The organism is Microbacterium sp. ZW T6_19, from assembly GCF_044987465.1.
GTDB classification, from domain to species: domain Bacteria; phylum Actinomycetota; class Actinomycetes; order Actinomycetales; family Microbacteriaceae; genus Microbacterium; species Microbacterium natoriense_A.
In genome coordinates this window covers 313,633-334,734 of the sequence record NZ_JBJDRH010000003.1, presented here as the reverse complement: position 1 = coordinate 334,734, position 21,102 = coordinate 313,633, and the positions used below count along the sequence as shown (strand labels likewise).

The window sequence follows — 21,102 nt, the reverse complement described above, 5'->3', positions numbered from 1 at the left end:
ATGGCCGAGGCGTTCCAGGATGGCTGGGCCTGGTGGGTGATCGCGCTCGCCGCGGGCGTGCCCGTGCTCCTCGTCGTCCTCACCGAAGCCATCGGCGCCCTCGGCAGGCGGGGCAACCCGGTGGCCAAGCCGCTGCGGATGCTGCGCAACTGGGTCGTGCCGGTGGGCGCGCTCTTCGCCCTGCTGGCGTTCGCGATCCAGTCTCCGGCAGATCAGGTGTGGGTGCGGGTGGTCGCGACCGTCTTCGGCTTCCTCGTGATCCTGCTGGTGCTGTCGGCGTTCAACGTGGCGCTGTTCGCGAACGCGAGACCGGGATCGTGGCGGGAGCGGATCCCCTCGATCTTCGTGGAGATCGCGCGGCTCACGCTCGTCGTGATCGGCCTCGCGCTGCTGTTCTCCTGGGTGTGGGAAGCCGACGTGGGCGGCCTGTTCACCGCGCTGGGTGTCGGATCGATCGTGATCGGTCTGGCGCTCCAGAACGCGGTCGGCGGAGTGATCTCGGGACTCCTGCTGCTGTTCGAGCAGCCGTTCAAGATCGGCGACTGGCTCGACACCGGTGGTGTGAAGGGCAGGGTCGTCGAGGTGAACTGGCGTGCGGTGCACATCGACACCGGCTCCGGCATCCAGATCGTCCCGAATTCCAACCTCTCGGGCGCATCCTTCACCAACATGAGCCAGCCCGACGGGCCGTACTCGGCTGAGGCCGAGGTGAAGTTCTCGACCGACGATCCGCCGCACGAGGTGATGGCGCTGCTTCTCGAGACCGCAGACGCCCTTCCGATGCGGATGCCGGGGGAGCGCGCCTCCGTGCGGTACTCGGGTGCGGGCGCCTACGGCGTCTCGATTCCGGTCGCCGCGCCGGCCGAGGCGGCGCGAGCGCTGTCGACCTACCTCTCCTGGCTTTGGTACGCCGCTCGCCGACGCAAGTTCGCGCTCGACGGGGATGCGACCGACCCTCTCGCCGAGCCGCAGGTGCTCGTCGCGGCGCTGGCCGAGATCGCGTCGACCCTGCACCTGCGCGAGGACGATGCCGAGGTGCTGCGCTCGACCGCGCACCTCGAGCGCTACGGGGTGGGCGAGGTCGTGCTCCCCAGCGGGGTCGTACCCGATGAGGTGCGCGTGGTGCTGTCGGGTCGCGCGGTGCTCTCGGTCGAGGCTGACGGCGGGCGCATCGAGGTGGGTGTCTCGGAGAAGGGCGAGATGATCGGGCAGACCGCCCTGACCCGGGAGCGCACCAAGGTCGTGACGGTCGCCGGTGAGATCCTGACCGTGGTCGTGCTGCCTCTGGAGACCGTCGACGAGCTGATCAGGACCCGCCCGCGTCTGGCCGCGGAGATCGGGGAGTCGCTCGAGTTCAAGCGCACTCAAGCTGAGGCACGGCTCGCCGAGCTCGGCATCGCCCGGGGCGGAATCCGCGGGCTCTGATCGGGCCGGCGGCCGACGTGCTCAGGAGACGGATGCCGTGACCGGGGCCGCGCGTCGGCGCCCGACCCACACGACACCCGCCGCCACGGCGAGGATCGCGACGGCGATTCCGACGATGTAGACGGCGACGCCCGCATAGCCACCGGGGATGAAGTGCGGGTTCAAGAACGGGTACGGGTACCACCAGTGGTCGCCGGTCGCAGGGGCGACGATGAAGTCCGCTCGGATCAGCGTGTACACGACCCAGACGATCGGAAAGACCGCCGCGACCAGCACGCGGTTCCAGGGCATCGCGCGGTGACGCGGGGCGAAGAGCACATCGGCGAGCAGGAAGACCGGGATCACGACGTGCAGAACCTCGTTCGACCACGGCACGGTCTGGCCCTGCGGAAGCGCGTAGCCCCGCAGGAGCAGGTTGTAGACGATGCCGGTGACGATCATGTAGGTGCTCGCGCACACCAGCAGAGTGGCGAGCCAGGTGGGTTCGCGCTCGGCGCCGCGGCCCGCGGTCCATGCCCAGATCGCGGCGATTGCGAGCGCGACGGCGGCGAGCACGTTCGATTCGATCGTGAAGAAGCTGAAGAAGTTCGTCGCGACGGTGGGGATGTGGCCGCCCCACTCGGTCTGCGAGTCGAATGCGTTTCGCAGCGTCTGCGACAGCTGCGCGATGATCGCGGCCGTGCCGAGAAGGGCTGCCGCCATACGTGCAAAGGGCCACCAGGTTGTCATGTCGCCTCCGGTTGCTCACTCTAGCGGCGGGGCCCGCCGAGGGGGAGAAGACCACGCAGAACGGGGCCGCCGGGGCCTTGGGTAGGATGGAAAAGCCCGAAGAGGGCCAGCTCATCAGCCGGTGCAAACCCGGCGGAAGCAAGGGGGTCTCCCATGCCAGGAATCGTTATCGTCGGCGTCCAGTGGGGCGATGAGGGCAAGGGCAAGGCCACCGACCTGCTCGGCGAGCGCACCGACTGGGTCGTCAAGTTCAACGGCGGCAACAACGCCGGTCACACCGTCGTCGTCGGCGACGAGAAGTACGCGCTGCACCTGCTGCCCTCCGGCATCCTCTCGCCGGGCGTGACCCCGGTGATCGGCAACGGCGTCGTGATCGACCTCGAAGTCCTCTTCAGCGAGCTCGAGGCGCTGAGCGCCCGCGGCATCGACATCTCGCGGCTGAAGGTCAGCGCGAACGCGCACATCATCACGCAGTACCACCGCACGCTCGACAAGGTCACCGAGCGCTTCCTCGGCAAGCGCAACATCGGCACCACCGGCCGCGGCATCGGCCCGGCCTACGCCGACAAGATCAACCGCGTCGGCATCCGCGTGCAGGATCTCTTCGACGAGAACATCCTCCGCCAGAAGGTCGAGGGCGCCCTCGACCAAAAGAACCACCTGCTGGTGAAGGTGTTCAACCGTCGCGCCGTCACCGTCGACGAGATCGTCGAGGAGCTGCTCTCGTACGCCGAGCGCCTGCGCCCGATGGTCGCCGACACCGGCCACCTCATCGCCGAGGCTCTGGGCCGAGGCGAGGTCGTCGTCTTCGAGGGCGGCCAGGCGACCATGCTCGACATCGATCACGGCACGTACCCCTTCGTCACCTCCTCGACCGCGACGGCTGCGGGCGCAGCATCCGGATCCGGTGTCGGCCCCGGGGCGCTCGACCGCATCGTCGGCATCGTGAAGGCCTACACGACGCGAGTCGGATCCGGCCCCTTCCCGACCGAGCTGTTCGACGAGCAGGGCGAGTGGCTGCGCAAGCAGGGCTTCGAGTTCGGCACCACGACCGGCCGCCCGCGTCGGGTCGGCTGGTACGACGCGCCGATCACGCGCTATGCGACCCGCATCAACGGCATCACCGACCTCGTGCTCACGAAGCTCGACATCCTCACCGGCCTCGAGCAGGTGCCCGTCTGCGTCGCCTACGACGTCGACGGCGTGCGCTTCGACGAGGTGCCGGTCAACCAGACCGAGTTCCACCACGCGACGCCGATCCTCGAGTACTTCCCCGGGTGGAGCGAGGACATCTCGACGGCGCGCACCTTCGAGGATCTTCCGCAGAACGCCCAGGACTACGTGCTCGCGCTCGAGAAGATGAGCAACACCCGCATCTCGGTGATCGGGGTCGGGCCCGAGCGCGATCAGGTCATCGTCCGTCACGACCTGCTCGACTGAACATGACGCGGTTCTGGCTCGGCGGCTACGGCCCGGCGATGGAGGGTTCGGCCGACGGCATCGGGATGCTGGCCGGCGACGAGACGGCGGCGACCGCGCTGAGCTACCGAGGAGCCGTCACCGAGACGCCCTCGCCCTCCTGGCTCGCCCCGCATCCGACCCTCGACGTCGTGTACGCGGCGCTCGAGGGCGACGCGGCGGTGCAGGCGTTCGTCCGCTCCGGAGAGTCGGCGCTCACGCCCCTCGGCGACCCCGTCGAGGCCGGACAGTACGTCTGCCATCTCGCGGTCGCTCCTTCAGGGCGCTACCTGATCGCCAGCTGCTACGGCGACGGACGGGTGGTGCGCATCGGCATCGACGGTGCGGGACGTCTGGTTCCTGATGCCGCGCACAAGGCCGCTGAACTGCGAGCGGCGCTGCTCGGCGAGCCGCAGGATGACACGGGGGCCCCCGCGGGCACCGGTGTCGCCGCGACCGACCCCTATGGCGCCGAGGGCGTCCGCGAGTCGCACGCGCATGCTGCGGCGTTCCTCGCCGACGGCCGTATCGCGACGACTGATCTCGGCTTCGATCTGGTGCGGATCTGGCGGCCGACGGCGGGCGGACTCGTGCTCGACCACGAGGTCGTGCTGCCGAAGGGCACGGGGCCCCGGCACATGGTGGTGCATCCGAGCGGACATCTGCACGTGGTCACGGAGTACTCCTGCGAGGTGTTCACGCTCGCCGCCGGTCCCGACGGCACCTGGTCCGTCGTGTCATCGGTGCTGTCGAGCCCTGTCGCCGAGGTCGGCGTCGACTTCCCGGCCGAACTCGTGCGCACCCGCGACGGGCAGTTCCTGTACACGGCTCTGCGGGGAAGCAACACGATCGCCGCGCTGCGGGTCCGCGGCGCGGGAGAGAGCCTCGAGCCGATCGCGCTCGCCGACTCGGGCGTCGACTGGCCGCGGCACCATCTCGTGCACGAGGGCAAGCTGCTCGTCGCCGGTCAGCGCTCCGACACGATCAGCCTGCTCGATCTCGACGAGCGCACGGGTGCGCCCCTCGGCATCCGTCATCAGGCTCCGGTGCCGACGCCGACGCACTTCCTGCCGGTGCGCTGAGGGCGATTCCCGCGCTCACGCCCGCTCTGCAGACTCGGATTCACGCCGCGACTTGACCTCAACCTTTGTTGAGGTCTTAGCGTCGAGCCCATGACCATCGACACGGGAGAGGTGCGGACCGCCACGGCCTCCGCGCCGGGCATCATGAGCGGCACCTATCTCTGGATAACCATCGGCGCCTGCGCCCTCGTCTTCCTGGGGGCGTTCGAGTCCCTGGCCGTCACGACGGTGATGCCGGTCGTGAGTGCGGACCTCGGCGGGGAGCGTCTCTACGCGCTCGCCTTCGCCGGTCCGCTGGCCACCGGAGTGATCGGCATGGTCGCGGCGGGGAACTGGGCGGACCGCCGGGGACCCGTCGAACCGCTGTACACCGCTGTCGCCGTCTTCGTGGCGGGTCTGCTCGTTGCCGGTCTCGCCCCCAGCATGGAGGTCTTGGTCGCCGGCCGTTTCGCGCAGGGGCTGGGCAGCGGTGCGCTGACGGTCGCGCTGTACGTGGTGGTCGCGCGCGTGTATCCGCGCGACCTGCACCCGGCGATCTTCGCGGGCTTCGCGGCCGCGTGGGTGGTGCCGTCGCTGATCGGCCCCACCGTCGCCGGCATGGTGACAGAGCTGTGGAGCTGGCACTGGGTCTTCCTCGGCGTCGTCGCGCTCGTGCTCGTGGCGCTGCTCATGGTCGTCCCCGCTCTCAAGAATCTCGCTCGCGACGGCGGCGACCGCTCGATCCCGTGGTCGCTCGGACTCCTCGGCTGGTCCGTCCTGGCCGCGGTCGCCGTTCTCGCGCTCGATCTTCTGGGCGACGTGCCCGGCGCGGGGCCCGTGCTGGCTGTCGCGGCCGTGATCGTGGCTCTGATCGCCGTCCGGCCGCTGCTGCCCAAGGGCAGCCTCGCGGCTCGTCGAGGTCTGCCCTCGGTGATCCTCGTCCGAGGGCTCGCCGCGGCGGCGTTCTTCGGAACGCAGGTGTACATCCCGTATCTGCTCACCGATCGCTACGACTTCACCCCGACGCTCGCCGGGCTGTCGTTGACCGGCGGCGCCTTGGCCTGGTCGGCCGCAGCCACCGTGCAGGGGCGCATGGGCACACGGCTGTCGAGCGTCGTCGCCGTGCGGATCGGCACTGGTCTCGTGGTCGCGGGCATCCTGCTCGCGCTCGTGTCCGCGGTGCTGCACATGCATGCCCCGGCGATCGTCGCCGCCTGGATCGTCGCCGGCACCGGCATGGGGCTGATGAGCCCGCGCACCAGCGCCCTCACCCTCGAGATGTCGACACCCGAGAACCAGGGCTTCAACAGCTCGGCGATGACCGTCGCCGATTCCTTCGGCAGCGCCCTGTCGCTGGCCGTGACCGGCGTGCTGTTCGCCGCCGCCGCCAGTGCCGCCGCCGTCGCGGACCCGTTCGTCGTCGTTTTCGCCTTCGCCGGTGCGGTCGCCGTCGCAGCGGCTGTGCTGTCACCCCGGCTGGCGCCGCGAGCGGACGGAGACGCCGCCCGAGAGGTGGCAGCGCCGTGAGGGCGATCGTGCAGCGCGACTTCGGTGGGCCGGAGGTGCTGAAGATCGAAGAGGCTCCGCTCCCCGAGCCCGGCGCGGGAGAAGTCCGGGTGCGGGTCGAGGCGGCCGGCGTCCACGCCGTCGACACCGACATCCGTCGAGGAGACGGTCCGCCGTCGATGCCGCGGCCGGTGCTCCCGATGACGCCTGGGCGTGAAGTCGCCGGCGTCGTCGAGGCGGTGGGTCCAGACGTTGATACGAGCCTGATGGCGGCACGAGTGGTCGCGCACGTCGGCTTCCGCAGCGGCGGTTACGCGGAGTTCGCCCTCGCGCCGGTCGCATCGCTCCATCTGATTCCCGACGAGGTCTCGTCCTCGCAGGCGGTCGCGGCAATCGGCACGGGCCGAACGGCGCAGCTCATGTGGGAGAACGCGCCCGCGCGTGCGGAGGACGTAGTGATCGTTCCTGGAGCGTCGGGGGGCCTGGGGAGCCAGCTCGTGCAACTGTCGTCGGCGGTCGGGGCGACGGTGGTGGCGCTGTACGGCGGAGAGTCGAAGCGCGCGACGGTGGAACAGCTCGGACCGGCCGACCCGAGGTTCATCGCCCTGGACTCGACCGATGAGGCGTGGCCGGAGCGGATGACGTCGCTGCTCGGAGAGCGACAGCCTTCACTTCTGTACGACGGCGTGGGTGGCGCGGTCGGTCGCGCCGCGCTCGAGACCCTCGGTCGCGGAGCCCGCATCGTGATCATCGGGTGGGCGAGCGGCGCACCCGTGCGTATCGACACCGACGACCTCATCGGCAGATCGCTCACGGTCATGGTCCCGCTCGGGCGTCCGCCGGCAGACCTGAGGGCTCTCGAATCGAGGGCGCTTGCGGCCGTGGCGGCGCGGCAGGTCGATCCGCCGGTGGACGAGTATCCGCTGGAACGCGCGGCAGAGGCTCATGCCGCGATCGAGCAGCGTCGTCAACGTGGGAAGGTCGTGCTCGTCACGCCCCGCTGAGGATGCGGCTCATCGGCCGCGGCCCATCGGCCGCACGGCACGAGTCGGCGGGAATTCCCCCGAGAGCGCGAGTGTTCTGGCACCCTGGACGCACGCACCCCGTCGAATGGAGCCGCCGATGACCGACGAATACGATCTGATCGTGCTGGGCGGAGGCCCGGTGGGAGAGAACGTCGCCGACCGAGCGGTGCAGGGCGGCCTGACCGCCATCATCGTCGAGAGCGAACTCGTCGGCGGCGAGTGCTCGTACTGGGCGTGCATGCCGTCGAAGGCGCTGCTGCGCCCGGCGCAGGCGCTGCGCGCAGCCCAGCACGTGCGCGGCGCGGCCGAGGCCGTCACCGGAAAGCTCGATGTCGCGGCCGTGTTCGCGCGGCGCGATTCGTTCACGAGCGACTGGTCGGACGACGGGCAGGTGCGCTGGCTCGAGTCGGCGCACATCGACCTGGCACGAGGACACGGGCGGCTCACGGGTGAGCGCGAGGTCACCGTGACAGACGCCGACGGGACGACCCGAGTGCTGCACGCCCGCCATGCCGTGGCGATCAGCACGGGATCGGATGCCGTCATCCCGCCCATCGACGGCTTGGCCGACGCGTCGCCCTGGACGAGCCGAGAGGCGACAAGCGCCCAGGCGCTGCCCGAATCGCTCGCCGTGATCGGCGGAGGAGTGGTCGCCGTCGAGATGGCCACCGCGTACGCGGCGCTCGGCTCGGCCGTCACGGTCATCGCCCGCAGCGGACTGCTCGGCGGCATGGAGCCGTTTGCGGGCGAGCGCGTCGGGGCCGGCCTGAAGGAGCTCGGCGTCGACGTGCGCCTGTCGGTCGGCACGGAGTCTGTGCATCGAGACGAGGAGGGCGTGCACATCGTTCTGTCCGACGGCTCGACGGTCACGGCATCCGAAGTCCTGGTCGCGACCGGGCGATCCCCGCGCAGCGGAGACATCGGGCTCGAGACCGTCGGGCTCGAGCCGGGTAGGTGGATCGCGGTCGACGACACCCTGCGCGTCCCTGACGTGCCGTGGCTGTACGCGGTCGGCGACGTCAACGGGCGCGTGCTGCTGACCCACCAGGGCAAGTACCAGGCGCGGGCCGCGGGAGACGTGATCGCGGCGCGAGCGCTCGACGGAGCGGTGGATGACGCGCCCTGGGGGCGTCACGTCGCGACCGCCGATCATGCGGCCGCCCCGCAGGTGACGTTCTCCATCCCGGAGGTCGCCTCGGTCGGACTGACCGAGAAGGCGGCGAAGGATGCCGGCATCGCAGTGCAGGTCGTGGACTACGACCTCGGCTGGGTCGCGGGCGCGAGCCTGTACGAAGACGGGTTCGAGGGGCAGGCGCGGCTCGTGATCGACACGGAGCGCGACGTGATCGTCGGCGCGACCTTCGTGGGGCCGGAGGTCGCCGAACTCGTGCAGACCGCGACATTCGCGATCGTCGGCGAGGTGCCGATCGCGAGGCTCTGGCACGCGGTGCCCGCCTATCCGACGGTGAGCGAGATCTGGCTGCGGCTCCTCGAGGGCTACGGGCGGGATTCCGCGTGATCGCCCCATCCGATCGGGGAAGCGCTCCGAACAGGTGACGGAATGTGTCGCACATCGACGCGTGCGCGCGCAATCCTCCCCCCGATGTCCGACACCTCTTATACGCTCGAACCACATCTGAGGAGGCAGCACCATGAAGGCCGTACTCGCAGGAACCACCATCGCCGAGGCCGACGAGAGCGATCTCATCCGCATCGAGGGGAACTGGTACTTCCCTCCGGCGTCCGTCGCGCCCGACGTGCTCGTCGAGAGCCCGACCCCCTACACCTGCCCGTGGAAGGGCGTGTGCCAGTACTGGTCGGTGCGGGCCGGCGGTGAGCTTCACGAAGACCTGGCATGGTCCTACCCGCATCCGTATCCGACCGCCTTCGACCGCGTCGGCAAGGACTTCTCGGGCTACGTCGCGTTCGCGCCGGGCGTCGAGGTCTCGCCGTAACCCCGACGGGAGACCGCCTTGATCGAGTTCCGCAACGTCACGAAGCGATTCCCCGACGGGACGCTCGCCGTGAACGACTTCAGCCTCGTGCTGCCCTCGCGCAAGACCACCGTCTTCGTCGGCTCGTCAGGATGCGGCAAGACGACTCTGCTGCGCATGATCAACCGCATGGTCGAGCCGACCTCGGGCGACGTCGAGATCGACGGTGAGAGCGTGCTCGGCGGCGACCCCGTGAAGCTGCGCCGGAGCATCGGCTACGTGATGCAGAACTCCGGCCTCATGCCGCACTTCAGCGTGATCGACAACGTGTCGACCGTACTGCGGCTGAACGGCGTGGGGCGCACGGCCGCCCACGCCCGCGCGCGCGAACTTCTCGACACCGTCGGACTCGATCGCGCACTCGCCGACCGCTACCCGAGCCAGCTCTCCGGCGGGCAGCAGCAGCGCGTCGGCGTGGCCAGAGGACTCGCGGCCGATCCCAACATCCTGCTGATGGACGAGCCGTTCGGCGCCGTCGATCCCATCGTGCGCGCCGATCTTCAGCAGGAGACCAGCCGGCTGCAGCGCGAGCTCGACAAGACCGTGGTGTTCGTGACGCACGACATCGACGAGGCGTTCCTGCTGGGCGATCAGGTCGTGATCCTCGACAAGGGAGCGCGCATCGTGCAGGTGGGCAGCCCCAGCGAGATCATCGAGAGTCCGGCAGACGACTTCGTCGCGGCGTTCATCGGCGCCGACCGAGGGCGTCGGGCGCTGAGCCTCAAGCAGACGCCGCGCGGGCTCGTCGTGGTCGACTCGGAAGGGCGCACGCAGGGCGCGATCGTCGGGTCGGATGCCGCGGCTCCCGCTTCTGCCGACGGAGCCGCCCCGTGAACTGGGTCGTCGACAACTTCGGGCTGATCCTCCAGTTGACGGTGATCCACCTTCAGCAGAGCGTCATCCCGATCGTGCTCGGATTCGTGCTGTCGCTGCCTCTGGGCTGGGTCGCCTGGCGGTACCGCCTGGTGCGCGGGCCGGTCATCGTGCTCACAGGGCTTCTCTACACGATCCCCTCGCTCGCCTTGCTGATCCTGCTCCCCGCGACGCTGGGCTATTCGGCGATCAGCGCGCCCAATCTCATCATCGCCCTGACGATCTACGCCGTGGCGATCCTCGTGCGCGCGGTCGCCGACGGACTCGATTCGGTCGACGAAGACGTGAGGCAGGCGGCGACGGCCACCGGCTTCGCCCCGTTCCGCCGCTTCTGGGCGGTCGAGTTCCCGCTCGCAGGTCCCGTGATCCTCGCGGGACTCCGCGTCACGGCAGTGAGCACGATCTCGCTCGCGACCGTCGGCATCCTCATCGGCGTGACGAACCTCGGCTACCTCTTCACGAACGGCCTCGAGCGTCGCATCATCGCCGAGGTTTTCGCCGGCGTCATCGCGGTCGTGATCATCGCCCTCGTGTTCGACCTGGTGCTCATGCTGATCGGCCGGGCGCTGATGCCGTGGACCCGGGCGAACGCAGCTGCGGCGCAGGGGGCGACCGCTCGCGTCGCCACGACGAGGGCGGCCGCATGAATCTCTTCGCCGAGGCCATCGCCTGGATGCTCGCTCCCGCGCAGTGGACGGGCAACTACGCGCTGCCGAAGCTGCTGGGCGAGCATCTCGCGCTGACGGCGATCTCGGTTCTCATCGCCGCGGCGATCGCCCTGCCGATCGGCTGGCTCATCGGCCACACGGGCAGAGGTCGCGAGGTCGCGGTCGCGGTCGCCGGCGCCGCGCGTGCGATCCCGGCGTTCGGTCTCATGGTGCTCCTCGTGCTGCTGCTCGGCGTGCTCCGCATTCCTGAAGCGGCGATCACCACCTTCGTGCTGCTCGCCATCCCCTCGCTCCTCGCCGGGGCGTACACGGGGCTCGAGGCCATCGACCGCCGTGTGATCGATTCCGCCCGCGCCATGGGCATGACCGAGTGGCAGATCTTCTTCAAGGTCGAACTGCCGCTCGGGCTGCCGCTTCTGCTCGGCGGCATCCGCTCTGCTCTCCTCCAGGTGATCGCCACGGTCACGATCGCCGCCTACGTCAATCTCGGCGGACTGGGCTGGCCGATCATCCAGGGCATCCCGTTGCGTCGCTTCGACCAGGTCCTCGCCGGCGCGATCATCGTCGCGGTGCTGGCTCTCCTGGTCGACCTGCTCCTCGCGGCCGCCCAGCACGCGGCGGTTCCTGCCGGCCTGCGTCCACCGCGAGCCGTGCGCCGTCGCGCGGCCGACCCGGCACCTGCATCCGTCCCCGCCTGATCCCACCCACAGCACCAGAGATCCCCGCACTCCCAGAGAAGAGGAAGTCATGTTCACAGCACGAGGCAAGCGCACAGCCTTCGCCGTCGGCCTGGTCGCCGCAGCCGCACTCGCCCTGTCGGCCTGCAGTTCGAGCAACCCGCTCGACGAGCCGTCCGATGCAGGCTCCGGCTCGGGCGACTCCGACACGATCGTCGTCGGCTCGCAGGCGTATTACTCCAACGAGATCATCGCCGAGATCTACGCACAGGCGCTCGAGAACGCTGGATTCACGGTTGAGAAGAAGCTCAACATCGGCCAGCGCGACGCGTACATGCCCGAGGTCGAGTCGGGCGAGATCGACGTGTTCCCCGAGTACACCGGCAGCCTGCTGGAGTACCTCTCGAAGGACGGCACCGACGTCACGAGCCCCGACGACGTGTACGCGGCGCTCAAGGAGGAACTGCCCGAAGAGCTGACGGCCCTCGACTACGCCGAGGCGTCCGACCAGGACACCTATACGGTGCTCAAGAGCTTCGCCGACGAGAACGGCCTGAAGACCATCGCCGACCTCGCCAAGGTCACGACTCCGGTCACGATCGGCGCGGCACCCGAGTTCGAGCAGCGTCCCTACGGGCCGGCTGCGGCCAAGGAGGTCTACGGCGTGGACCTCGCGTTCTCGGCCACGGGCCAGACGACGCTCGAATCGCTGCTCGCAGGTCAGATCCAGGTCGCCGACATCTACACGGCCGACCCGGCCTTCCAGACGGAAGACATCGTCGCGCTCGAGGACCCGAAGAACCTGATCCTCGCATCGAACGTCGTGCCGATCGTGTCGAGCGACATCGCCGACGACGTCTCCGACGTGCTCAACGCGATCAGCGCCAAGCTCACCGCGGAGGAGCTCGTCGGACTCAATGTGCAGAGCACGGTCGACCAGAAGTCGTCGGCTGACATCGCCAAGGCCTGGCTCGAGGAGCAGGGTCTGGTCTGATCGCTTACAAGGAAGGGGCCTTCAGACGACCGTCGGAAGGCCCCTTCCTCGTACGCGCCGTGTGGCCGAAGGGAGCGGCCTGAGAGAATAGACCGTATGGCAACGGACACATCGGCATGATCTCGAAGCGCGATCTCGCCCAACGGCTCGACATCTCCCTGGAGATGGCCGACCGCCACGGTTTCGGCGACGGCGCGAGCGAGTCAGAGCTCGCGGCGCTCGAGCAGGATCCGCCCGCATGGCTCGTCCAGTCCCGATCGAACCGCAAGAAGGGTGCGCGCCCTGTCTGGGTCACGTTGACCTGCGATGTGTGCGGCTATTCCGAGACGGCGAGGCCGAAGAAGTGGTGGCCCGAGTTCACCTACGTGATCTGCCGCCAGCACTCAGTCGACGAGCTTCCGAAGCCGGCCGCCGGGCTGCATCGCGGGTACTTCGAGGGCGTCGGAAGCCGGTTCGTCGGCGTCGTCGACCAGGGGCTCTAACCCGCTCGATGACGCAAGCCAGCGCTATGTGAGAAAGCGGCTGTGACTACACCCGGGCGTCCTGCCGGGGAACCCAGACCTGGTTGATGATGATGAGGATGGATGCCGCGACCGGCACCGCGACGAGTGCTCCGAGCAGTCCGAGCAGAGTGCCCCCGGCGAGGGCGCCGATCACGACGAGCGAACCAGGGATGGAGATCGCGCGGTTCATCACACGGGGTGTTATGACGTATGCCTCCACCTGCATGTACACGAGATAGACGATTCCGAAGACCAGCGCGGCGACCGGGTTCGTGAACAGCGCCAGCCCCGTTCCGATGATCCAGAACATCACCGAGCCCACGAGCGGGATCAGCGTGATGCAGAACGCCACCGTCGCCATCAGCGGCGGGAACGGGAGTCCGAGGAACAGGTAGAGCAGGAACGCGAGCAGCGCGTTGAAGAACGCGAGCACGACCATGCCCATCACGTAGCCGCCGACCGAGTCGGTGATCTGCTCGGTGATCTCTCCTGCCCTGATGCGGTCGCGCGCCGGGGCGAGGCGCAGGAGGCCGGTCTTGATGCCGGGGAGGGTCGCGACGAAATAGAGCGTCAGAACCAGCACGACGATGGCCCCCGAGATGCCGCTCGCGATGCCGGCGCCGATCTTGAGCGCTCCGCCTCCGATCGCGGCGATGTTGCCCGGATCGGTGAGGAACTTCTGGATGTCGGCGACGAGGTCTTCGAACTGGTCGCCGAACTGCTTCTCGAGGGTCGCGTAGATGTCGGTGCGGGTGAAGTCCTGGATCATCCCCGGCACCGAGCGCACGAAGCTCGCGACCTGGTCGATCACGATCGGCAGCACCATCCACAGGATCAGCCCGACCACGACGATCAGTCCGAGGATCACGACGACCACCGAGGCCGCACGCGAGAGGCCGCGACGCTCGAGGAACCGCACGGCGGGGTCGAGGCCGAGAGCGGCGAACAATGCCAGAGCGATGTAGATGAGCACGGTCGACAGACTCGTCACGGCGAGGCCGAGCACGATCGCCGCCAGCCCGCCGAGCGTGACGAGGAAGCCGAAGACGAACGGCTTGTCGATACGGGTCCAGAACGAGCGGCTCGGCGTCATGGGCTCGATCACGACGCGGCGCGGGTCGGGCGTGATCATCATCTCCACGACGGGTGCCGCTGCTTCGTCCGCCGGGACGGATGCCGTGGCCTCTTCGCTCTCGGACGGCGTCGGTTCTTCTCGGCTCATGTGCTCACGATATCGGGCCGCGTGGGGACCGTAGAGTATGTGCATGACCGACGCGCTGGACCCGAAAGCCGAACTGCTCCGACTGCGCGCGAGCATCGACAACATCGATGCGGCGCTGATCTTCATGCTCGCCGAGCGATTCCGCGCGACGCAGCAGGTCGGTCATCTCAAGGCGGAGCACGCGATGCCGGCATCCGATCCCGGCCGCGAGGAACAGCAGGTCGCACGCCTGCGCGCTCTGGCGGAGGACGCTCACCTCGACCCCGAATTCGCCGAGAAGTGGTTCAACTTCGTGGTGGCGGAGGTCATCCGTCATCACACCGAAGCGGCCGAAGGACGATGAGCTGATCCCCGGGTGGACGACGGTGTGTGCAGCACTCATCCACCCGGGGCAGTCAACTTAGTTTATTGAATAAACTATGGTCGAGGGTACGCAGTACCCGGGACCCTGTCAACCATTTCCCGACGATGGACCAGCAATGCTGAACAGCGACGATGTTCTGGATACTCAAGGCTCTGTTCGGCGTGCGAATCTCCGGCGTGCGCTGCAGCTCGTGTTCCGGGGCCGGGGAGTCCAGACCAGGGCCGGTATCGCGAGGGCTACGGGGCTCACTGCGGCGACCGCGTCGTCTCTCGTCGCCGAACTCATCGACAGCCGCCTGATCGTCGAGGGCGCGCAGGCCGCGAGCACCGGTGGCAAGAGGGCGACGACTCTGAGCGTGGATGCCGCGCACCACCTGATCCTGGTCATGGTGATCCGGCCGACCGATGCACGGCTCGCGCTGCTGGTGCTCGACAGCGCGGAGATCGACGTCCGCACGATCGCCTACTCCGCTGAATCGCGGGATCGGAAGCTCGATGAGGCCGTCCAGGCGATCGCCGTCGACTACGGCGAGCGTCTGCTCGTCGCCGCCGCTCAGCTGCCCGGAACCACCGACGGGCGAAAAGTGCTCGAGAGCGTGCAACTCGGATGGAGCGACGTGCCGCTCGCCGATCGGCTCGAGGCCGCGCTCGGTGTGCCGGTTCTGCTCGTGAACGACGTCGATGCCGAGGCGATCGCCGAAGCGGTCGGAGAGGTGCAGAGCCCGGGCTACCGTCTGTTCGTTCACATCGGCGTGGGAATCGGCGCGGCCGTGACCATCGATGGGCAGCTCGCCCCCGGTCCACGCGACCGCGCCGGTGAGATCGGGCACGTTCAGGTCGAGTTCGGCGAGCAGGCGCGCCTGTGCCGGTGCGGGCGTCGCGGATGCCTCGAATCGGCGTCGTCGATGACGGCGATGCTCGGCGAGGACTTCACCGACGCGATGGGCGAGGGCGAGGTCACCGTTCTCGCCCGGGCGGTGGATGACGTCATCATCGCCGAGGGCGCGCGTGCGCTCGCGCGCACGGTCAAGCTCGCGTCGGCCCTCCTGGATCCCACAGAGGTGGTCGTCGGCGGGCCCGTGCGCGCACTCGGGGAGCGCTTCCTCGATCTCGTGCGCGAAGAGGCAGACTACCTCGCGACCGGAACGACATCGGTGCCCGTGCGCTACGCGCGGGGCGGCACGAATCCGTCGATCGGGGCAGGACAGCTCGCGCTCTCGTCGGCGCTCGGTGTGCAGTGGAGCGCCGAGCAGCTTTCCGGGACCGGCGCCGACGGGAGTTGAAGCGGGCGACGTGCGCGGGGGAGTATGGTCGCTCGCATGACAGCCGACTCCACGCTTCTCGAGGTCGCGGCGGAACTGTACGCCGGGCCGCCTGAGGAGTTCGTCGCCACACGCAATGCTCGGGCGAAGTCCGCAGCCGATCGGGTGCTCGCCGAGCAGATCACAGCGCTGCGCAAGCCGAGCGGTGCTGCCTGGGTGGTCAACGTCTTCGCTCACGAGCGTGCCGCGCAGCTCGGCGAGGCGCTGCGACTGGCCGAGGAACTCCGCGAGGCGCAGGCCGATCTCGATGCGGCCGCGCTTGCACAACTGGGGCGCCAGCGCCGGGCGCTCACCGCCAAGCTGGCCGCCGAGGCCGCGTCGCTCGCGAAGGCGCGCGGAGCTCGAGTGACGGATGCGACGCTCGAGGCCGTGCGTCAGACGATCTCCGCCGCGTTCTTCGATCCGGAGGCCGCGGCCGCCGTCGCGTCGGGCCGCTTGGTGCGCGAACTCGAACCCGCTGCGACCGTCGACCTCGCGGCTGCTGTCGGTGGAGGAACCCCTGAGGCGCCGGCATCCGCTCCCGAGCCGGTCGACGAGCTGCGGGCGCGCCGTGAGCGGCACAAGGCCGAGAAGGCCGTGCACGACGCCGAGCAGGCGCACGCGCGGGCGGTGAGGGATGCGCAGAAGGCCGACAAAGATGCGCGGGATGCCGCGGAGCGCGCCGAACGGGCTACGGCGAGGATCGCCGAGCTCGAGAAGGAGCTCGCCCGCGCCCGCGTCGACGCGGATTCGGCGGAGGAGGAAGCCACAGCCGCGAAGGAGCGTCGGGATGGCGCCGCCGAGCGGGCCGCCGAGACGGACGCTGCCGCCGCTGACGCGAAGGCCGCGCTCGACGCTCTGCGCGACGGATGATGCTGTGCCCGCGGGCAAGCAGCCGCGGCCCTGAGGACGTCGGACTCGCTCTACAGGATCAGGCTCCGTAGTCCGCGTCGAACCTGACCGGGCTCTGATTCGCGCCGCAGATCTCCGAGATGGTGGAGTTCTGAGCGCCAATCGACGACATGACGTCGCCGAGCACGCGCTGCGGGTCCCGCAGGATCGGCACGAGTTCGGCGAACGACTCCGCGAGGCGCGACGGTGAGGAATCCGCGAGGTCTGCGAGCGAGTCGGCAGCAGTGTCGATGCGCTCGTTCCACTCGGCCTCGTCGATGTCGTCGTACCGCGTGTAGCCGATGTCGGCGTTGTAGATGAGGCCGTAGGCCGTCGAGTACGCCGCGCAGTCCTCGGCGATCTCCGGGTCAACGACGAACGCGGCGGTGGAGAAGCTCGGGGTGACCGACCACGCCACGCCCGCGGCGATCACGACAGTCAGCGACCCGTCTGTGGTCGGGGTGAGCGGCCACTTGAACACCGCAGTGTCGCCGCAGTTGCCTCTTTGAAGCGACAGCCCCTCGCCCCGGGGGTCGTCGACCCCGACCTGGAACGTCACGTCGCCGACGCAGTCGACGGCAAGGGTGACCGAGCGGAAGTCTCCGTCCGGGATGGGGAACGCGACGTCCATCGGCATGGCCGTGCCGGTTCCAGCGATCGGCTCGCCGCTCCGGGTGACGACGGCCTCTGCCGCGGTGGCCGACGGCGTCGGCGAAGGAGGCGCATCGTCGGAAGGCTGCGACGCCGAGCATCCGCTCAGCAGGATCGTCGTCGCCGCGATCACGGCGCCGATTCGCAGAAGACGTGCGTATGCCGGCATGATTCCCCCTCGGTCAGGAGATGTCTACCACTCCTCCGCCCCGGCGGGGACGGCAGACGCCACGTGTGTGGACGACCACAACGCTCCGTATGCCGCCGGCATCCCTCACCGACCCCTCACGAATCGGGAATCGGGGGCCGACAGGCCAGATCGGGGGACGTTTCGACCGATTCGTCCCCCGATCTGGCGTGTCGGCCCCCGAAGTGGGCGGGCGGAATGCGTCCTACTTCACCGAACCCGCGGTGAGCCCGCCGACGAGGCGCTTCTCGATGAGCATGAACAGGATGACGACGGGCAGGATCGCGACGAGCGAGACGCCGAACACGTACTGCCAGCTCGTCTCGTACTGGCCGACGAACTTGGTGAGCGCCACCGAGAGCGGCTGGTTCTTGTCGGTGGAGAGGATCACGAGCGATGCCGCGAACTCGTTCCAGCAGGCGACGAACGTGAAGACGATCGCGGTCACGATGCCCGGCCACACCAGCGGCAGGTTGATCTTGAACAGCACCGTGAAGCGCCCGGCGCCGTCGATCTGCGCGGCCTCGTCGATCTCCTTGGGGATGCCGGCGAAGAACGAGTGCATGATCCAGATCGCGAACGACAGGTTGAACGCGGCGTTGATGAAGATCATCGCCGCCCAGGTGTCACCCATGCCGAGGACGGTGAACTGGCGGAACAGACCCGAGGTGAGCACAGCCGGCTGCAGCATCTGCGTGACGATCACGAGGAACAGGAACACCATGCGACCGGGGAAGTGGAACCGGGCCGTGTAGTACGCGGCGGGCAGCGACACCGCGAGCACCAGCAACGTCGCGAAGACGGAGATGATGATCGTCGAGACGAGGTTGAACGGCAGCGGCGTCTCGGGCGTAGCCCACATCGTGATGAAGTTCTCCCAGTGCCACTCGGTCGGGAGATACGTGGGGTTCACCGAGCGGATCTGCGGCTTCGTCTTCACCGAACCGAAGAACATGATCAGGTACGGGAGCACGAAGATCAGGAGCACGAGCAGGCCAGCGGCCATGCGCAGGATGACGCGGGGCAACGACACCTGATCCTCGGTGTAGCGGCGCTTGCGTCCGATCTGGGGAGCTCGAGCTCCCGTGCCGCGGGTGGTCACGAGGGCGGTCTCGGTCACGGTCATGATCAGACCTCCTTCATGGGCTTGACGGCCTTGACGTAGATCGCGACGATCACGATCACGATGAGGAAGGCGACGACCGACAGCGCGCTCGCGACGTCGACCTTCTTCTGCAGCTCGATGTACTTGAAGATCATCGTCATGATCGTGTCGGCGCCGTAGCCGGGGATCGACCCGGTCATGACCTTCAGGATCGGCAGCGAGTTGAACACGTTGATGATGTTGATGAGGACGGCGACCGCGAGGGCGCTGCGCAGCTGCGGGACGACGATCGTCCAGTAGGTGCGGGTGGCCCCGGCTCCGTCCATCTTCGCGGCCTCGAGAGTGTCGGAGGGCACCGTCTGAAGGCCGGCGAGGATCGTGTACGTCGTGAACGGCAGCGACACGAAGATCGCGATGACGATCGACCAGATGAACGCGGTCAGCGGGTTCTTGGTCCAGCCGAAGCCCACGGGGTCGCTCGACAGGCCGAGGTCGTACAGGAACTTGTTGAAGATGCCGAAGTACGGCTCGAGGCTGTAGTAGAAGACCATCGTGGTCATCACGACGGACGCCGCCCAGGGGATGATGACGGCCATCCGCACGATCTGCCGGCCGGGGAAGGCCTTGTTCAGGATCTGGGCGAGCCCGAGCGAGATGAGCACGGTGAACAGCACCACCACGACCACCCACACGATGGTGCGGAAGAAGATCGGCCAGAACTCGGCGAAGGCGAACACGGTCGCGAAGTTGTCGAAGCCGACCGAGCCTTTGTCGAGGCCCGAGAGGGAGATGTCTCGGGTCGAGTTGAAGAACATCACGCCGGCGGGGAAGAGGACCACGCCGATGATGAGCACCAGGGCCGGTGCGATCCAGGGCAGCGCCTGGAGGAGGTCCTTCAGGCTCGGCCTGCCGCGCGCGGCGCCTGAGGTCTTCGGGGCGCGGGAGCGGCCGGAGGCCGCCCCCGCGGGGACGGAGGGGGTGGCTTTCGCCGCCCCCTCGAGGTTCGAGGACTCTGTCGTCTGGCTCATGGTTGTACCCGAACCTCTCCGTCTCTCGAGGCTCAGCCTGCGTCGACCTGTGCCTGGATCTGCTTCAGCACGTCAGCCGCCGGCTGCGACTGGAGCTGACCGAACAGCGACTTGAACGCGCCGTCGGCGGCCGACCACTTGGCGTTCGTCGAGGGGTAGAACTGCGCGTCGGGCAGCACGTCGAGGAACGGCTTGAGCTTCTCGTCGCTGTTCAGCTGCTCAGCACCCGACTTGGTGACGGGAAGGAATCCCTCGGCCTGCACCCACGGCACGTAGACGTCGGCGGAGTAGTAGTAGTCGAGGAATGTCGTGATCGCCTCCTGCTTGTCGTCGTCGTTCTTGAACGCCATCAGCTGGTCCATGACACCCAGCGTGAACGGCGAGCCGTCGGCCGTCGGGATCGGAACGATCGAGTAGTCGAGGTCGGGGTTGCCCTCTTCGATCTGGCCCACCGTCGGCGGGAGACCGACCTGCATGCCGATCTTGCCCTGGATGAAGATGTCCATCAGCGGCGAGCGGTTGGTCGAACCGGGGTCGGCCTGGGTGGCTCCGGCGTCGATCATCTTCTTGATCTGCTCGGCGCCGGCGAGGTTCTCAGGGGTGTCGATCGTGATCTCGGATGCGTCGCCGAACGAGCCACCGCCGCCCCAGAGCCATACGGCCGCCTCGGCCTGCGCCTCTTCAGATCCGAGCGGCATGCCGTAGCCGGCCACGCCGCCGCCGAGGGCTGAGACCTTGGTCGCGGCATCCAGCAGCTCGTCCCAGTTGGTCGGAGCCTCGACGCCGGCCTGCTGCAGCAGCGCGTTGTTGACGAAGAGCGCACGAGCCGATGCGATCAGCGGCAGGGCGTACGCCGTGCCGTCGACCTCGGCGTTCTTCAGGAACGCGTCCTGGAAGTCGGAGTAGGTGTCGTCGGAGACGACGTCCTTGGCGGGGTACAGAAGGTCGTCGCCGACGAAGCCGGCGAAGGGGCCTCCGTTGTAGATGTCGGGGGCCTCGCCGGCCTGGATCTTGGTGGACACGACCTTCTCGAGGTTGTCCCACGACTGCACCTCGAGCTTCACCTTGATGTCGGGATTCTCCTTCTCGAATCCCTTGATGACGTCTTCCCACAGACCCTTGGTCGCGTCGGAGTAGCTGGGGACGAGCAGGTCGAGCGTCGTCGCGCCGCCCTCGTCGCCACCGCCACCGCCAGAACCGCCGAATCCGCACGAAGCGAGTGAAAGGGAGGCGACGGCTGCTACCGCAGCTGCGCCGAATCGCAGTGACTTCTTCATGTGTTGCTTTCCTCACTGTGTGTGTCCGCCGCTTCGGAGGAGAGCGGCGAGGGTGCCCTCCGATGGAGCGGCAGGGCGCCTCCAGCAGAGCGGCGATGATGCACAGCCGCGAACACTCACGCGACGGTGCGTGTGATCCCGCTCCTCACGGAACGGAGATCGCA

The 21,102-nt window shown here is 68.4% G+C and carries 21 protein-coding genes; 15 read left to right on the top strand and 6 right to left on the bottom strand.

Annotated features, from left to right (window positions below):
- Complete coding sequence (locus tag ACI3KT_RS06630) at positions 1-1,425, top strand: mechanosensitive ion channel domain-containing protein (protein WP_404903234.1); 1,425 nt, start codon at positions 1-3, stop codon at positions 1,423-1,425.
- A 21-nt stretch (positions 1,426-1,446) separates the two neighbouring features.
- Here ACI3KT_RS06630 and ACI3KT_RS06625 read toward each other — a convergent pair whose 3' ends face one another.
- Positions 1,447-2,154, bottom strand: a complete 708-nt coding sequence (locus tag ACI3KT_RS06625) for a Pr6Pr family membrane protein (protein ID WP_404903232.1) — start codon at positions 2,152-2,154, stop codon at positions 1,447-1,449.
- Between the two features lie 153 nt (positions 2,155-2,307).
- Between ACI3KT_RS06625 and ACI3KT_RS06620 the strand changes: the two genes are divergently transcribed.
- The 11 genes from ACI3KT_RS06620 to ACI3KT_RS06570 all read left to right on the top strand — a co-directional run bounded on the left by ACI3KT_RS06620 (position 2,308) and on the right by ACI3KT_RS06570 (position 12,892).
- The gene (locus tag ACI3KT_RS06620) at positions 2,308-3,594 is read left to right on the top strand and encodes an adenylosuccinate synthase (RefSeq protein ID WP_292906801.1); all 1,287 of its coding nucleotides are present in this window, start codon (positions 2,308-2,310) and stop codon (positions 3,592-3,594) included.
- Between the two features lie 2 nt (positions 3,595-3,596).
- Positions 3,597-4,694: a lactonase family protein gene (locus tag ACI3KT_RS06615; RefSeq protein ID WP_404903231.1), complete on the top strand. Its 1,098-nt coding sequence runs from the start codon at positions 3,597-3,599 to the stop codon at positions 4,692-4,694.
- Between the two features lie 90 nt (positions 4,695-4,784).
- Complete coding sequence (locus ACI3KT_RS06610) at positions 4,785-6,200, top strand: MFS transporter (RefSeq protein WP_404903229.1); 1,416 nt, start codon at positions 4,785-4,787, stop codon at positions 6,198-6,200.
- Positions 6,197-7,183 (top strand): zinc-binding dehydrogenase, encoded by a 987-nt coding sequence (locus ACI3KT_RS06605; protein ID WP_404903227.1) that lies wholly within the window; start codon positions 6,197-6,199, stop codon positions 7,181-7,183. Before ACI3KT_RS06610 ends, ACI3KT_RS06605 begins: the two co-directional genes overlap by 4 nt.
- Positions 7,184-7,301: 118 nt before the next feature.
- Positions 7,302-8,723, top strand: a complete 1,422-nt coding sequence (locus ACI3KT_RS06600; RefSeq protein ID WP_404903226.1) for a dihydrolipoyl dehydrogenase family protein — start codon at positions 7,302-7,304, stop codon at positions 8,721-8,723.
- Between the two features lie 133 nt (positions 8,724-8,856).
- Positions 8,857-9,159 (top strand): DUF427 domain-containing protein, encoded by a 303-nt coding sequence (locus ACI3KT_RS06595; protein ID WP_292906807.1) that lies wholly within the window; start codon positions 8,857-8,859, stop codon positions 9,157-9,159.
- Positions 9,160-9,177: 18 nt separating this feature from the next.
- Entirely contained in the window at positions 9,178-10,032 is an 855-nt protein-coding gene (locus tag ACI3KT_RS06590; protein ID WP_292906809.1) for an ABC transporter ATP-binding protein, read from the top strand.
- A complete protein-coding gene (locus tag ACI3KT_RS06585; RefSeq protein ID WP_307293419.1) occupies positions 10,029-10,718 on the top strand; it encodes an ABC transporter permease in 690 nt (229 codons plus the stop codon). Before ACI3KT_RS06590 ends, ACI3KT_RS06585 begins: the two co-directional genes overlap by 4 nt.
- A complete protein-coding gene (locus ACI3KT_RS06580; RefSeq protein ID WP_292906813.1) occupies positions 10,715-11,437 on the top strand; it encodes an ABC transporter permease in 723 nt (240 codons plus the stop codon). The genes ACI3KT_RS06585 and ACI3KT_RS06580 overlap by 4 nt, the downstream gene beginning before the upstream one ends.
- A gap of 49 nt (positions 11,438-11,486) precedes the next feature.
- Complete coding sequence (locus tag ACI3KT_RS06575) at positions 11,487-12,410, top strand: ABC transporter substrate-binding protein (protein WP_292906815.1); 924 nt, start codon at positions 11,487-11,489, stop codon at positions 12,408-12,410.
- Between the two features lie 116 nt (positions 12,411-12,526).
- Positions 12,527-12,892 carry a hypothetical protein gene (locus ACI3KT_RS06570; RefSeq protein ID WP_292906817.1) on the top strand — a complete coding sequence of 122 codons (366 nt, stop codon included), beginning with the start codon at positions 12,527-12,529 and terminating at the stop codon, positions 12,890-12,892.
- Between the two features lie 46 nt (positions 12,893-12,938).
- Here the strand turns inward: ACI3KT_RS06570 and ACI3KT_RS06565 are convergent, their stop codons facing one another.
- Entirely contained in the window at positions 12,939-14,135 is a 1,197-nt protein-coding gene (locus tag ACI3KT_RS06565; RefSeq protein WP_292906819.1) for an AI-2E family transporter, read from the bottom strand.
- A 43-nt stretch (positions 14,136-14,178) separates the two neighbouring features.
- Between ACI3KT_RS06565 and ACI3KT_RS06560 the strand changes: the two genes are divergently transcribed.
- The 3 genes from ACI3KT_RS06560 to ACI3KT_RS06550 all read left to right on the top strand — a co-directional run bounded on the left by ACI3KT_RS06560 (position 14,179) and on the right by ACI3KT_RS06550 (position 16,672).
- Positions 14,179-14,478 (top strand): chorismate mutase, encoded by a 300-nt coding sequence (locus tag ACI3KT_RS06560; RefSeq protein WP_045256983.1) that lies wholly within the window; start codon positions 14,179-14,181, stop codon positions 14,476-14,478.
- Positions 14,479-14,614: 136 nt separating this feature from the next.
- Positions 14,615-15,781 carry an ROK family protein gene (locus ACI3KT_RS06555; RefSeq protein WP_404903224.1) on the top strand — a complete coding sequence of 389 codons (1,167 nt, stop codon included), beginning with the start codon at positions 14,615-14,617 and terminating at the stop codon, positions 15,779-15,781.
- 36 nt (positions 15,782-15,817) lie between these two features.
- Positions 15,818-16,672, top strand: a complete 855-nt coding sequence (locus ACI3KT_RS06550) for a transposase (RefSeq protein ID WP_404903222.1) — start codon at positions 15,818-15,820, stop codon at positions 16,670-16,672.
- A gap of 58 nt (positions 16,673-16,730) precedes the next feature.
- Here ACI3KT_RS06550 and ACI3KT_RS06545 read toward each other — a convergent pair whose 3' ends face one another.
- The 4 genes from ACI3KT_RS06545 to ACI3KT_RS06530 all read right to left on the bottom strand — a co-directional run bounded on the left by ACI3KT_RS06545 (position 16,731) and on the right by ACI3KT_RS06530 (position 20,938).
- Entirely contained in the window at positions 16,731-17,510 is a 780-nt protein-coding gene (locus ACI3KT_RS06545; RefSeq protein WP_404903221.1) for a hypothetical protein, read from the bottom strand.
- Positions 17,511-17,733: 223 nt separating this feature from the next.
- Positions 17,734-18,654: a carbohydrate ABC transporter permease gene (locus ACI3KT_RS06540; protein ID WP_292906826.1), complete on the bottom strand. Its 921-nt coding sequence runs from the start codon at positions 18,652-18,654 to the stop codon at positions 17,734-17,736.
- A 2-nt stretch (positions 18,655-18,656) separates the two neighbouring features.
- The gene (locus ACI3KT_RS06535) at positions 18,657-19,661 is read right to left on the bottom strand and encodes a carbohydrate ABC transporter permease (RefSeq protein ID WP_307293437.1); all 1,005 of its coding nucleotides are present in this window, start codon (positions 19,659-19,661) and stop codon (positions 18,657-18,659) included.
- Between the two features lie 32 nt (positions 19,662-19,693).
- The gene (locus tag ACI3KT_RS06530) at positions 19,694-20,938 is read right to left on the bottom strand and encodes an extracellular solute-binding protein (RefSeq protein ID WP_404903219.1); all 1,245 of its coding nucleotides are present in this window, start codon (positions 20,936-20,938) and stop codon (positions 19,694-19,696) included.
- Positions 20,939-21,102: the final 164 nt, after the last annotated feature.

Coding starts and splice junctions, on each gene's coding strand:
- ACI3KT_RS06630 (WP_404903234.1), top strand. CDS start 1: ATGGCCGAGGCGTTCCAGGATGGCTGGGCCTGGTGGGTGATCGCGCTC.
- ACI3KT_RS06625 (WP_404903232.1), bottom strand. CDS start 2,154: ATGACAACCTGGTGGCCCTTTGCACGTATGGCGGCAGCCCTTCTCGGC.
- ACI3KT_RS06620 (WP_292906801.1), top strand. CDS start 2,308: ATGCCAGGAATCGTTATCGTCGGCGTCCAGTGGGGCGATGAGGGCAAG.
- ACI3KT_RS06615 (WP_404903231.1), top strand. CDS start 3,597: ATGACGCGGTTCTGGCTCGGCGGCTACGGCCCGGCGATGGAGGGTTCG.
- ACI3KT_RS06610 (WP_404903229.1), top strand. CDS start 4,785: ATGACCATCGACACGGGAGAGGTGCGGACCGCCACGGCCTCCGCGCCG.
- ACI3KT_RS06600 (WP_404903226.1), top strand. CDS start 7,302: ATGACCGACGAATACGATCTGATCGTGCTGGGCGGAGGCCCGGTGGGA.
- ACI3KT_RS06595 (WP_292906807.1), top strand. CDS start 8,857: ATGAAGGCCGTACTCGCAGGAACCACCATCGCCGAGGCCGACGAGAGC.
- ACI3KT_RS06580 (WP_292906813.1), top strand. CDS start 10,715: ATGAATCTCTTCGCCGAGGCCATCGCCTGGATGCTCGCTCCCGCGCAG.
- ACI3KT_RS06575 (WP_292906815.1), top strand. CDS start 11,487: ATGTTCACAGCACGAGGCAAGCGCACAGCCTTCGCCGTCGGCCTGGTC.
- ACI3KT_RS06570 (WP_292906817.1), top strand. CDS start 12,527: ATGATCTCGAAGCGCGATCTCGCCCAACGGCTCGACATCTCCCTGGAG.
- ACI3KT_RS06565 (WP_292906819.1), bottom strand. CDS start 14,135: ATGAGCCGAGAAGAACCGACGCCGTCCGAGAGCGAAGAGGCCACGGCA.
- ACI3KT_RS06560 (WP_045256983.1), top strand. CDS start 14,179: ATGACCGACGCGCTGGACCCGAAAGCCGAACTGCTCCGACTGCGCGCG.
- ACI3KT_RS06555 (WP_404903224.1), top strand. CDS start 14,615: ATGCTGAACAGCGACGATGTTCTGGATACTCAAGGCTCTGTTCGGCGT.
- ACI3KT_RS06550 (WP_404903222.1), top strand. CDS start 15,818: ATGACAGCCGACTCCACGCTTCTCGAGGTCGCGGCGGAACTGTACGCC.
- ACI3KT_RS06545 (WP_404903221.1), bottom strand. CDS start 17,510: ATGCCGGCATACGCACGTCTTCTGCGAATCGGCGCCGTGATCGCGGCG.
- ACI3KT_RS06540 (WP_292906826.1), bottom strand. CDS start 18,654: ATGACCGTGACCGAGACCGCCCTCGTGACCACCCGCGGCACGGGAGCT.
- ACI3KT_RS06535 (WP_307293437.1), bottom strand. CDS start 19,661: ATGAGCCAGACGACAGAGTCCTCGAACCTCGAGGGGGCGGCGAAAGCC.
- ACI3KT_RS06530 (WP_404903219.1), bottom strand. CDS start 20,938: ATGAAGAAGTCACTGCGATTCGGCGCAGCTGCGGTAGCAGCCGTCGCC.